At 47.3% G+C, this 12,872-nt stretch carries 9 protein-coding genes; 1 reads left to right on the forward strand and 8 read right to left on the reverse strand.

Going from position 1 to position 12,872, the window contains the following annotated elements; translation table 11 throughout:
* Positions 1-53 precede the first annotated feature (53 nt).
* From C9I99_RS06715 to C9I99_RS06750, 8 genes are all read right to left on the reverse strand, one after another.
* Complete coding sequence (locus C9I99_RS06715; protein WP_107348521.1) at positions 54-1,364, reverse strand: BatD family protein; 1,311 nt, start codon at positions 1,362-1,364, stop codon at positions 54-56.
* Between the two features lie 20 nt (positions 1,365-1,384).
* A complete protein-coding gene (locus C9I99_RS06720) occupies positions 1,385-3,103 on the reverse strand; it encodes a vWA domain-containing protein (RefSeq protein WP_107348105.1) in 1,719 nt (572 codons plus the stop codon).
* Positions 3,096-4,148 carry a vWA domain-containing protein gene (locus C9I99_RS06725; RefSeq protein WP_107348106.1) on the reverse strand — a complete coding sequence of 351 codons (1,053 nt, stop codon included), beginning with the start codon at positions 4,146-4,148 and terminating at the stop codon, positions 3,096-3,098. Before C9I99_RS06725 ends, C9I99_RS06720 begins: the two co-directional genes overlap by 8 nt.
* Entirely contained in the window at positions 4,141-4,707 is a 567-nt protein-coding gene (locus C9I99_RS06730; protein WP_107348107.1) for a DUF4381 domain-containing protein, read from the reverse strand. Before C9I99_RS06730 ends, C9I99_RS06725 begins: the two co-directional genes overlap by 8 nt.
* Positions 4,704-5,672, reverse strand: coding sequence for a DUF58 domain-containing protein (locus C9I99_RS06735; RefSeq protein WP_107348108.1), 969 nt, complete (start codon positions 5,670-5,672; stop codon positions 4,704-4,706). Before C9I99_RS06735 ends, C9I99_RS06730 begins: the two co-directional genes overlap by 4 nt.
* 11 nt (positions 5,673-5,683) lie before the next feature.
* A complete protein-coding gene (locus C9I99_RS06740) occupies positions 5,684-6,685 on the reverse strand; it encodes an AAA family ATPase (protein WP_107348109.1) in 1,002 nt (333 codons plus the stop codon).
* 102 nt (positions 6,686-6,787) lie between these two features.
* The gene (locus C9I99_RS06745; RefSeq protein WP_420849223.1) at positions 6,788-9,028 is read right to left on the reverse strand and encodes a tetratricopeptide repeat protein; all 2,241 of its coding nucleotides are present in this window, start codon (positions 9,026-9,028) and stop codon (positions 6,788-6,790) included.
* Between the two features lie 234 nt (positions 9,029-9,262).
* A complete protein-coding gene (locus tag C9I99_RS06750) occupies positions 9,263-10,810 on the reverse strand; it encodes an arylsulfatase (RefSeq protein WP_107348111.1) in 1,548 nt (515 codons plus the stop codon).
* Between the two features lie 358 nt (positions 10,811-11,168).
* Between C9I99_RS06750 and C9I99_RS06755 the strand changes: the two genes are divergently transcribed.
* Entirely contained in the window at positions 11,169-12,734 is a 1,566-nt protein-coding gene (locus tag C9I99_RS06755; protein WP_107348112.1) for an arylsulfatase, read from the forward strand.
* The last annotated feature ends 138 nt before the right edge of the window (positions 12,735-12,872 follow it).

The raw sequence follows: 12,872 nt of genomic DNA on the forward strand, positions 1-12,872 counted from the left end.
TCTTATTTTTATAGATCCAATAATAAGCATTATTTTCTTAATTAGTTAAAGGCCTATTTTTGTGACTTGTGAGCGTTATCTAGCTTAGATAGCGCTTTAGGAAACGTCAGCTTATCAAGTAATCTTTTATGGCCACTGATCAACCACCACATTTTCTTAAATATATTGCTATTTTCTTCGCCAGTTTGAATTTGACCACTTGTTTTCAACCAATTGCTATCACTAGCGACTTTATTCATTTCAAGTTTGTCAGTTGATTGGCGTAAATGGCGATAGAGCTGCGCCCTAGCCTGTGCCCAGTTGCCCCTACTGACGTCAAGCCAAAACAGAAGCCATGGTGGTTTAGGGTGCGTACGATAAAAACGTCGCCCAGCAAAGAAAACCATCAGCGCGACAACCGCTGCCACTACAACAGCAATCAAGGTATGTAGGTTAGCTTTCACAAAAGACGCTAAGGTATGACGTGCATGGAAATGTTGACCTTCAATGGTCACGGTTTCCAGTTGGTTATTTTGGGTATTCCACCACTGAAATTGATGTTCAGGCAGACTAAAATCTCCCCCTTGCTGAATCACATACACGGTTTCTTCAATCCTGCTAGATTGATAATCCCCTCTTGTTTGCGAGTCATCTAAACGATGCGGTTGAGAGTAAGCTTGAAAGTAAGGCGATGACTCGCTGCTCAGCAGCTTTGGCAATAATATCGACAGACTATCTTGTGCCTGAATAGTCACTTTACGGGTAATGGCATCACCAACTTTCAGCTCGTCACTCGATAACGTCCATTCTTGCTTCATATCCACATGTGATGCAGTAAACCAAGGGATTTGATCACTCACTAAACCTGAAGGTAGATTGACATTAAAGGCCATTGGCTCGGTATACAGAGTGCCTGATACATTTGTCCCGTCAGGTGCTGACACTTGCACATTCACCGCCAATGGTGGAATAGAGTATGAGCCCGATGTTACCGGGTACAAGGTGATTTCCCACCGTTGTCTAGACCAAGTAACGCCCTCTTTTCTCTCTGTGTAATTGGTCGCCAGCTGATTACGCTGCTTAGCGATGACATTCGGTATTTCTGCCGCCTCTATTCGAGTACCACCAGTGAACCAGCGCGGAGTGGCGACTTCAACATAAAGTATCACTTGCTGGTTAACACTATAGCTAGGCGTTTGGTTCTGATCTGTATCGGAACCGGTATTCGCCTCTGAGACACCCAACCAAGACTTCACCTCTACATCATTGCTGCGTTGTAAATCCGAAATAGTGACAGCGTAACTCAAATGACTGCTTGAACCAGCCCATATAACCAATAGGCACAGAGCGACATGAATACAGCGCTTGGGCCACGGCTTGAACATAATAAATGAAAAGAGTGACTTCATTGCTGCGCCTCTTCCACTTCGCTTGCACTATTCGACACAGTTGCATTATTTGACTCATTGAGCTGGATCTGGAACTTAGCGCGTAGAAAATATTTTGGATCCGCCTCGACCCGTTTCAACCACTTATCTGCCAGTTCATTGCTGCCCAAAATTTCATTGGCATTAAGAGTGTCCTTAATCATTAATTCTGCCGCTGTTTTTTCATCAGCCCCATCGGCCGTCCGTGGTTTGTCATCGCTTAATTCGAACGACTCTTCCGGGCCATCGGTGGTTCCAGCCTGGCTTTCACTGGTACGATTGATTTCTTCTACAACGCCCCCTATGACCTTGAGGTTGTGCTCAACATTGGGTCTCAAGTCCTCAGCAAGGGAGTCCTTATCCGCGAGTGACTGCAACAGGTCTCTGGCCGCTAGATACTCTCGCTGTCTCGCCAACGCGCTAGCGCCATTGTACAAACCAAAGTCGTTGTCCATTTGCAAAAAAGCGCGGTGAGCTTGCTGATACTCACTGGCATAGTAATAAGCCGTACCCTTTCTTAGGGGGTCGACAAAATGCTTTGCCGCTTCTAGGTACTCTCCTTGATTAAAGAGTCGCTGACCTTGCTGATCAGGCGTTAGCCATAAATCCCACCACCATTGAACAGCTCTGCTCCAGGTCGTCACTACTTCAGCAGGCTGAGAATTTTGCGCCTTTGTCTCGACGACGGTGTCAGCTTTTACCGTAGGCACGACTAACAAAGATCCTGTCAGGGTAAACACAACGCACCACTGCACCAGCCAGCCTTTACGAAACCAAAGCAACATCACAAGAGCAATAGGAAGCAATAGTTGATACCCCATGTCCTGCCAAGGCATGGCCGAGTCGCCGTTCAGCTGCATATTACGCTCAACAGAGCGGCTGAGTCGTTCTACATCGCTATTATCAACCGTTATTTCAATAAATCGCCCACTCACAACGCTTGCCAGCTGACGTAACGAGTCAAAGTTCGCAGGGGCATCACTGACAACATTGCGGTTACCCGCACCAAGTACTATTAACTGGTAGGGTTTATCCGCAAAATATGCCTTAAAAGCGGCAATCGTATTAGGGTTAGTCCCATCTGATACCAGTAATACCGTTGAACCCGGCCGCCCCTGAAGTTGCTGATCGATTAACGGCAAGGCTTGCTCTGCAAACTTGCCTTCAACCGGCATAACCTCGGGCGAGATCGCAGCTAAGATAGGCTCGAACACCTTAGTATCTTGGGTCATCGGCATCGCAACATGAGCTGAGCCGGCAAATACAACCAAACCGGTACTTCCCCCTTGCCGAAGCGCTAACAGCTCCCGCACTTTTTGTTTAGAGCGCTCTAAGCGACTCGGCGGCAAGTCTTGCTCCAGCATGGATTCACTACTATCAAAAAGGACCAGCATCGACGCCTTGTCCTCCCCAAATGGCGAAGCTTGTCGCTGCCACGTCGGCCCGGCACAAACCAAAATAGCAAGAGCAATCATCGCCATCAGCAACTTCAGAGGAAGTTGCCTGCTCCAACCTTTTTCGCCAATCGTCAACACCTTACGTAGATGTTCGGGTAACACATCCTTCCAACCCGCTTGGTTGGCTTCCCGCCAACGCAGCCAGAACAAGCCCCCCATAGGAATAAAAGCCAGTAACCACAACGGCCTAATAAAGTGAAACTGAGTGATAACCTGTTGCAGGCTAAGACTATCAAACATTGTTGCTCTCCAAGTCTTCGGCACCTGCACTGAGCTGCCTGCGACGAGCCAGAGTCGCCAGCGAAAAGGCAACAAGATACATCACAACCACAACAGCAATGAGATAATGATGAATACTTTGTTTAGGGCGATAAGTCGAACTTTCATAGAGTTGTGGCTCCAAGTTGCCGATTTCCTCATATGCATCCGAAAGTGCTTCACGATCGAGCGCAACAAAAGCCTGCCCTCCTGACTCTTTGGCTACACGGTTGATTGTTGTCATATCCAATGCTGTTTCGCCAACCGTCTGCGGGTCTCCCATCGCGATCATATGAATGCGTACTCCTTTGGCTTTGGCTACCTTGGCCGCTTCAATGGGTTCAACAAAGCTATCGGTATCGTTGCCATCGGTAAGTACGATTGCCACTTTCTCTCTATCCACTTCACCCTTTTCTTGATGACTTTGTTCAAACACTTTAATGGCCAATCCCATCGCATCACCAAGGTGAGTACTCTGTCCGGCCATACCGACATCGGTTTGATTAAGAAGCGCAAGCCACACCTCTTGATCGGCGGTAAACGGGGTCTGTAAAAAAGCCGCATCACCAAACAAAATAAGCCCTAATCGATCCCCTTGCCGTGTTGTAACAAAATCAGCCAGTACGCTTTTCACTGCCTCAAGACGAGACACTTTTTGCCCTGCCGAAGAGGTAAAGTCTTGCTCTGCCATAGAGCCTGATAGATCAACCAGCACCATGACATCCCGACCATAATTTTCTCGTACTTGCGGTGCGCCCAATATGGTCGGTTTTGCCAATGCTGTAATGATAAGCACCCAAGAAATCACCAGCGTCATGCGCTGCCACCAAGATGGTGCTAATTGATTTGCTCCTGTCGATGGGGTTTCCCCCAAGGCTTCAATCAGTTGGCTGAAAAATGGTACTTTAATCGCACTTTGCTTGGTGCGGTAAGCAGGAACGAAATAGAAGACAATCAGGGGGAAAGGTAAGGCGAAAAACCACCAAGGGTGTACAAACTCCAAATTGATCATCGAGATGTTAAACATGGTGATTATCCCCCTGTCCTTTGCCCGCGCTCGACTGTTTTGCAAAGCGCAAACTGACAGACGCTGACTTTATAGGCTTGCCTTGATGCGTTTTAACCCACAACAAAGCACGTTGACGTAAAACCTCACGTTCCCCGTCATCAAGGACAATGGCCGGATTCACCAAAGACTCAACCCACTTGTGGCTTAGTTCATCATTAAAAGAACAACGGCCTTTGCTTAGCCCATCGAGTTTTTGTAAAAATGGGGTACTGAATAGCTTGGCATTGGCGGGATCCAAGTACACCAGTACAATTTTCAGAACAGAAAACAAGGCATCTTCAAATTGAGGATATTCAACCGATAATGGGTTCAATGCCGCTATCGCCTCTGCTCGATAACGATTGTGCCACCAGCGCTGCAACCATCGGTAACAGACATACCCCGCGATAACAATCAATACGGCCAGCACGATTTTCCAACCAATGGTTTGTGGCACCCAACTGACGCTGCCGGGTACGGTAACATCATGAAGCTCACGCAGTATGTAGGTGCTCGGCGGTGAATGTTCTATGCTCATGGCAACGACCTCCCAACAAGCCGTTGAAACTGGGCGATGTGAGCCCCGGTGGTATCCAGCTCAATGAACGGTAGGCTCTTCAACGCCATTAAACGCGTCAATGATTGACGAGTCAGTAAACTGCGTTTTGCCATACTTGCGCTGGCCTGATCCACTTTTTCTGTGGTATCAAGGCTCAACTGGAACTGACCATCGCCCACTACCCAGTTTGACTTGGCCAATTCACGGGGTATGGTTTGCTCGAGCGGGTCATTAATATGCACGGCCAATATGTCATTATGTATTTGCAATTGCTTGAGCTGATCAAGATGGCGCTCCTCACAATCTCGCCAGTCTGTTATAAAGACGATAGTCGACTGAGATAGCTTCATACGTTGTATTTGATCCAGCCACAGTGAAAAGCTCACCCTGTCACTATTGACGGTTTCGACATTCAGTTGCTGATTGGCATGAGCTAATAACTTTAACTGGGACATAAAAGCATGCTGTGAGCGCTGGGATTTACTGTGATAGATTTTTTCAGCCGAGGCGATAACCAAGCCGACACGATCACCATCTTTTAGCACCCGCCAACCACACATGGCTGCAATTTCAGCTGCAATAACCGACTTCATCACGGCTGTTGATGAGAAAAACATTTGGCTACGCTGATCAACGCAAATAATCACATTTCGGTCTTTTTCTTCGGTATAGCTTCGCACATGGGGTTTGCCTGTGCGCAATGTGACCTTCCAGTCCAAATTACGAATATCATCACCCAGTTGGTAATGGCGTAATTCCTCAAAATTAAGGCCTCTTCCACGGAACAATGAGTTGTGCCTACCCGACAACACGCTGCCAGCCTTCAGATGAGGCAATAAGCTAAACACACCGATTTGAGATTGAAGACGCACCAAGCGCGAGTAATCACAGTAAATTCGGGCATCGAGCCCTGTGGAATGAGGTGCAATGTTTGGCTTTGCCATAAAGCCCCCAGTTATCCGATTTCTACATGGTCGAGCAGTTCTTCGACGATCCTTAAATGATTGATGCCATCAGCAAGGGCGTCATAGGTAAGCGTAAAACGGTGTCCTAACACCATTGGTGACATGGCGCGGACATCATCTGGAAGGACATGATCACGACCTTGCAGCCAAGCATAGGCGCGAGCACATTTATCCAGGGCAATAGACGCTCGTGGGCTTGAACCGACTTCAATCCAGTTTGCTAAATTTGAATCGGGATAACGCTCAGGCTTACGTGTAGCCATGACTAGCGCAACAATGTAGCGTTCGACCAAATCGGAAACGGTGACATTTGGCAGTTGGCGGCGAGCTTCCAGCACAATATCCGGCTCGATATTATCCAGCTCTTCATTTTGCCCATTCGTTGCATTCTGATCACTCACAGCCGCCCCTGGCTCTTCACTTCGAACTAAGCGGATGATATCCCGTTCGGCCTCATCCTCTGGGTACTCAACAGTCACTTTCATCATGAAGCGATCCATCTGCGCTTCCGGTAACGGGTAGGTTCCCTCTTGCTCTACTGGGTTCTGGGTCGCTAGCACCATAAACAACTCGGGCAGTTGGTGGGTGGTATCACCGACGGTGATTGTCCCTTCAGCCATTGCTTCGAGTAAAGCCGCCTGAACTTTCGCGGGCGCACGGTTTACTTCATCGGCAAGCACAATACTGTTAAAAATGGGACCTGGCTGGAAATGTAACTGAGGCTTACCATTGAGGTCTTGATAAATCTCCGTACCTGTAACATCAGAAGGTAAAAGATCAGGGGTAAACTGAATACGGCCAAAATCTGTACTCAACAAATTCGCCAATGATTTAACCGAACGTGTTTTCGCGGTACCCGGCAGCCCTTCCAACAGTATATGCCCATTAGCAAGCAAACCAATAACCAGCGCTTCCACGACATGGCGTTGGCCAATCACACTTTTCTCTGTTTGCTCTATAAGCCGATTAATAGCCTGCTGCGCTTGGTTCATGACTTACCCTCACCTCGTTGGAATTTTACAATTTCTTTAACTATCGTACCGAGAAGGCCGATAACTATTGGTTATAAAGACCATTACAAGTTGGAGCAAAAACTAGTTACTAACCTGTAATTTCAACTGGCTAATCACCTCAGACGGTACAATTTTTCCTAGCTGTTGGGTGCAGCGGTCGAAAGCATTAGCCACTTCACCACGCTGATAATTGCGCGCCAACACTTCACATTGGGCATACAGGTGTTGCGGGTTACCACTGATGAGAAATGCTGCAGACAATGCTTTGCTTGATGCCAGCACATCTATTTTTTCCAGCGCCAACCCATATACATACCAATAATGAGGGTTCTCGACAGCCATCTCAGCCGCTTGCTTCAAATAGCGATTGGCTTGTTGCATCTCGCCAGCACGTAAATAGGCCAAACCGGCACTATAAGGCAGTGCGCTGTTATTCGGTTGGGCTTTCATTCCCTGCTGTAGTACTTGCAGCGCGCGTTTTTCGTTGTTTTGACTACGGTAAAGATCGGCTAAATTAACGTAGCTGTTGGCGAAATAAGGTTCAATCTCGATCGCGCCTTGGTACCATGCAATCGCTTCATCCATTTCTCCCATCGCACGGTAAACATTACCAAGGTTGCTTCGGCCAAAGCCTCGGTCTGCATTAAATTGCTGTATTTCGATATACTCTCGAAGAGGCTTATTGAGTCTATCTCTTTGCAGCAAACTCATCTGCGGCCAGTAAACGACTAATACACTGGCCGTTTCTGTCCTCACCGACAAGACAGGATCATTCAGCAGCGGAGATAAGATTTGCCAACGTTCTGGCCAGCCGTATCCCGATGACCCCTCAATGGCACCCAGCCTCATCAATTCGCTGTCATGCTTTACCGCTCTGGCTAGAGCAACCAAGGTATTCTGAGTCGTATTGCCAGCCATTCGGGTCAGTGCCGACGCACGTATAATATCGCTTAAACTCGCATCCTGAGCAGTATACGACAGCGCATCTGGTGCCGCTTTATGACCAATGCTATCGGCATAGAACGCCACACCGAAGTGCTGTTGGCGATAGGTAGAATCGGGGAAACGCTTCGTTAACACCTCGTGCGCCCACTGAGCCGTTTTATCTTCGTGACATCCGGTGCAAACATTGGGTGTTTTAATATGCTGACTTAAATCAGGGCGTGGCACATGCCAGCTATGATCGCGCCTTGGGTCAATTTGCATGTAGGTCGTTTCGGGCATGTGACAAGAGGTACACTTGGCCGCCTCTGTATCTACCTCATGAAGTGTATGCTGACTCGATGCATACTCAGGAGAGACGTGGCACTGACTACAAACGGCTTCTTCTGGGATCGTCAGCTTGGCCGAATGGGGGTCATGACAATTGGTACACGTCACCCCTTTCTCTGCCATTCGAGATTGCAAAAACGATCCATAAACATAACCTTCATCATAGATTTGACCGTCATGGTAATAAAGCTCTGGCGTGATCAGGCTCAGGCGGTATTTATCTAAAAAGGCCCCTTTAACATGATCTTTCGATTCATTGAGCTGTGTTCGCCGACTATGACACTGAGCACAGGTTTGCAGCTGGTCAGTAGGCTGTATCGATTTCGGTTTTAGGGTTTTATGGCCGTCAAGGGCAATCCATTCTTTCACCGCAACGCGGAGATCACGGTCAAAGCCCATTAACGTATTTGTATGAATCTCGTCATTCAATTCCGTCGTGGTGTGTTTATTACTGGCTTTCACAACATATTCTAGGTGAGCACTTGCCGGACCATGGCAGGCTTCGCAGCCTACGTTGATTTCAGACCAAGTGGTATTGTATGTATCAGACTTTGCGTCATAATTTTTGGTGAGATTGGTTGAATGGCAGTCGGCACACATGAAATTCCAATTCTGACCGGCGTTGGTCCAATAGAACTCATCAACTGACGTGGTTTCTGGATAGAGATTAAACCAGCGCTGGCCGCCCTGCTCTGGCGGGCGAGAATCCCATGCATAAGGGATTAACTGGACCCGGCCATCGGGGAATTCAACCATGTACTGCTGGAGGGGATATACACCAAAGGTATAGCTGATTTTAAAATCCGAGAATATTTGATCAGCTCCCGCGATATTGACCCAGAATTCATCACCTTTTTTGAAGAAGCGACTGGCCTTCCCCTCCGGCTTCCTATCAAGTGGCAACGTTTGATCAGAAAAATTGCCCAAGACCGATTGCGGTGTAGCATGCTTCATTGCCATTTCATGGTGCGAGCCTCGCCAAGCTTCAACTTGTTGGGCATGACACTCCGCACAGGTTTCACTCCCCACATAAACCGAAGTCTGTCCCATTACTGGCTGGTTCACCAATACAAGGATTAACAAGCCAAATAATAAGCTCATACTCCAGCCAGACTGAATCAATCGTGCCATAGTCATCCTTGAAGAATTAAGTCCTTGAAATAAAGATAGAGTACAAAAGACAAAAAGGGCTCAGAAGAGCCCTATATATACAAGCAATATCCAAGTGATATCAAAATTCTCGCTAAAACTAGCCTCTTAATGCCACTTGGATACACCTACCTCTTATTTGTTTTGTGGTTGCTGGAGCTTTTCCATTACCTGATCAAGCGAGAAACTTGCCGCTTTTTGTCTTGGCGGGAATTCCTTGAATGTTTCAAGGAACTTACCAACGTAGGCTTGGGCTGGCACGAGCATAAAGGCACGGTCTAACATCCAGTCGTAATAGGTATTTGAGGTAATGTCAGCCACCTCATAAGGGTCCATTCTTAAGTTAAATATCTTCGGTACGCGAAGCGGAATAAAGGGTTCAGCCCAGATTTGTAATGTCCCTTTGGCACGCTGCTCCAAGAACACAATCTTCCAATTATGGTAACGCAGTGAACTCAGGTCACCATCATCGGTAAAGTAGAAAATTTCCTCACGAGGGCCGACATCGACTTCACCAGTTAGATAAGGCAAGAAATTGTAACCATCTAGGTGAACTTTAAATTTCTTGTCGCCAGCTTGATAGCCCTCTAACAACTTCTCTTTGATCTGATCATCACCAGCGGCAGCGACCAGCGTTGGCATCCAGTCCATATGATGCATGATTTCATTTGACACACTGCCCGGTTTGATTTTACCCGGCCAGCGCACCATTGCAGGTACACGGTACGCCCCTTCCCAGTTGGTGTTCTTCTCACCACGGAAAGGTGTTAACCCAGCATCAGGCCAAGAATTCATGTGCGGGCCATTGTCGGTGGAATAAAACACAATGGTGTTGTCCTTGATACCAAGATCGTCCACCTTCTTCAATAATGCTCCGACATGGTTATCATGCTCAACCATACCGTCGGCGTAAAAGCTAATGCCTGTCTTACCCGAATTCTCTTCTTTAACATGGGTACGAAAGTGCATACGGGTTGCGTTCCACCACACAAAGAATGGTTTCTCGGCTTTTACAGCGCGATCCATGAAGTCGAGCGCAGCTTCAAGGGTTTCATCATCTACCGTTTCCATACGCTTACGAGTGAGCGGACCGGTGTCTTCAATCTTGCCGTCTGCGTATGATTTGATCACACCACGAGGACCGAACTTCTTGCGGAACTCTGGATCTTTAGGGTAATCGACATTTTCAGGCTCTTCCTCGGCATTGAGGTGATAGAGGTTGCCGAAGAACTCGTCAAAACCATGGTTCGTGGGTAAGTGTTCGTCTTTATCACCTAGGTGATTTTTACCAAACTGCCCTGTCATATAACCGAGGGGCTTGAGCATTTCCGCAATAGTCGCATCTTCCGCCTGAAGGCCTAAATCAGCACCGGGCAAACCGACTTTACTCAACCCTGTTCTTAACACCGTTTGTCCGGTAATGAATGTCGAACGACCAGCAGTACAGGATTGTTCGGCGTAATAATCCGTAAACATCATCCCTTCTTTGGCAATGCTATCTATATTCGGTGTGTGATAGCCCACCAGCCCAAATGTGTAGGCACTGACATTGGTTTGCCCGATGTCGTCCCCCCAAATAACCAGAATATTGGGCTTCTCTGCTGCGATACTATTACTTGCAACACTGGCTAGCAGTGTTGCAAGTAACATTATTCGACTTCTAAAGCCTTTTTTCGCTGTCATATAAACCTCAGTTACTAAGAATAAATGGCGTCCTGCAACAAAAATTAATAGCTCACGATGGAGAGTTCCGCGACTTTTACAGGCTGGATTTAGGTACTTTTTTGCGCATTCAAACATTCAAATCGAAAAATAAACGCCGAACCCTGGCGTGAAGCAGATCACACCCTCATCCTATAAAGCCTCATTGCAAAAGGAAAATAGTTAATATAAAACAACAAACTAGAGACCATATTTAACCAAAGGTTATAACCGCTATAAAGCGACAAACTACTTGCTTTACCCGAAACTTAGCCATTAACAAACAAATAAGCACGCTATGTGCTGAGTAAAAAACTCTCTAAATTAGAATGGAGTTACTATGGCAAACCAAGTAAGTAAGCTGGCTGTCGGCTTCGGGGTACTTGCAACCTCCGGCGCTGCTGTAGCAGCGGACCAGCCAAATATCCTCGCGATTTTCGGTGATGATGTCGGTTATTGGAATATCAGTGCGTACAACCAAGGTATGATGGGTTACGAAACGCCGAATATCGACCGTATCGCTAATGAAGGTGCTCTATTTACCGACCACTACGGTCAGCAGTCTTGTACCGCAGGCCGCGCATCGTTTATTACCGGTCAAGAACCGTTTCGCACAGGCTTATTGACCATTGGTATGCCAGGCTCCACACATGGTATCCCTGATTGGGCACCAACAGTGGCTGATCTACTAAAAGAACAAGGTTACATGACCGCCCAATTTGGTAAAAACCACTTGGGAGACCAAGATCAGCATTTACCGACTGCCCATGGCTTTGATGAATTCTTCGGTAACCTCTACCACCTTAACGCTGAAGAAGAGCCTGAAACCTACTACTACCCGAAAGATCCAGAGTTCCGCAAAAAATACGGCCCTCGCGGTGTGATCAAATCGTACGCAGATGGCAAAATTGAAGACACCGGCCCAATGACCCGTAAACGCATGGAACATGCTGATGAAGAGTTCCTAGAAGCATCGCTGGCCTTCATGGAAAAGGCAGTAAAAGCAGACAAGCCTTTCTTCATCTGGCACAACACCACGCGTATGCACGTATGGACGCGCCTTCAAGACAAATACCAAGGTAAATCAGGGATCAGTATCTACGCTGATGGCATGCTAGAACATGATGACCACGTCGGTATTTTGCTCGATAAGCTGGATGAACTGAAGATTGCCGATAACACCATTGTTATCTACACAACCGATAACGGTGCAGAAACTGCAACTTGGCCAGATGGCGGTGCAACACCATTCCATGGCGAGAAAGGAACAACATGGGAAGGCGGTATGCGTGTTCCCCAGTTAGTTCGTTGGCCAGGTGTTATTGAGTCAGGCTCTCGCATCAATGAAATGATGGCTCACCAAGACTGGTTGCCGACTCTTATGGCAGCAGCCGGTGTGCCAGAAGTGAAAGAAAAACTGGCTGACGGCTATAGCGCTAACGGTAAAGAGTGGAAAGTGCACATTGATGGCTACAACTTCAAGCCTTACTTTGAAGGTAAAGAGGAAAAAGGCCCTCGTGAGTCCCTGCTTTACTTCTCGGCCAACGGTGAGTTGAATGCGGTACGCTGGCACGACTGGAAGCTAAACTTCGCGGTAATGGAAGGTAATATTGCTGACGCCATTCGCTTCGAACAAAACTGGCCGCAAATTATTCACCTGCGTGCAGACCCATTTGAGAAGGCACCGCACGAATCGGGGATGTACTTACGCTGGATGGCCGACAACATGTGGTTGTTTGTTCCAGTCCAAGACGTCATCGGTGATTTCTTCAAAACCCTACCGGATTACCCAATGCAGCAAGGCCAATTGATGAACCCGGCTTCGATTAACTACCAATCTATGGGTTTACAAGGCAAGATGCAGCAACTTGATGCACTGCAGCAAAAAGTTGAGACGATGAAGTAATTATCCTTCCTTTTGGATAAAACCAAAACGCCCACCATTTTATGAATGCGGGCGTTTTTTTTTATTTTTGGGTGGAGGTTTACAGTGTTCATGGTTAACACTTTCTAAAAACCTGTCCCTTACATTACTAAGATGACT

It is taken from the genome of Photobacterium lutimaris (assembly GCF_003025555.1).
In the GTDB taxonomy this organism is placed as follows: domain Bacteria; phylum Pseudomonadota; class Gammaproteobacteria; order Enterobacterales; family Vibrionaceae; genus Photobacterium; species Photobacterium lutimaris.

Excerpts from the sequence above, each read along its gene's own strand:
- C9I99_RS06735 (WP_107348108.1), bottom strand. The coding sequence starts at position 5,672 with ATGGCAAAGCCAAACATTGCACCTCATTCCACAGGGCTCGATGCCCGA.
- C9I99_RS06715 (WP_107348521.1), bottom strand. The coding sequence starts at position 1,364 with ATGTTCAAGCCGTGGCCCAAGCGCTGTATTCATGTCGCTCTGTGCCTA.
- C9I99_RS06720 (WP_107348105.1), bottom strand. The coding sequence starts at position 3,103 with ATGTTTGATAGTCTTAGCCTGCAACAGGTTATCACTCAGTTTCACTTT.
- C9I99_RS06755 (WP_107348112.1), top strand. The coding sequence starts at position 11,169 with ATGGCAAACCAAGTAAGTAAGCTGGCTGTCGGCTTCGGGGTACTTGCA.
- C9I99_RS06730 (WP_107348107.1), bottom strand. The coding sequence starts at position 4,707 with ATGAGCATAGAACATTCACCGCCGAGCACCTACATACTGCGTGAGCTT.
- C9I99_RS06745 (WP_420849223.1), bottom strand. The coding sequence starts at position 9,028 with ATGGGACAGACTTCGGTTTATGTGGGGAGTGAAACCTGTGCGGAGTGT.
- C9I99_RS06725 (WP_107348106.1), bottom strand. The coding sequence starts at position 4,148 with ATGTTTAACATCTCGATGATCAATTTGGAGTTTGTACACCCTTGGTGG.
- C9I99_RS06750 (WP_107348111.1), bottom strand. The coding sequence starts at position 10,810 with ATGACAGCGAAAAAAGGCTTTAGAAGTCGAATAATGTTACTTGCAACA.
- C9I99_RS06740 (WP_107348109.1), bottom strand. The coding sequence starts at position 6,685 with ATGAACCAAGCGCAGCAGGCTATTAATCGGCTTATAGAGCAAACAGAG.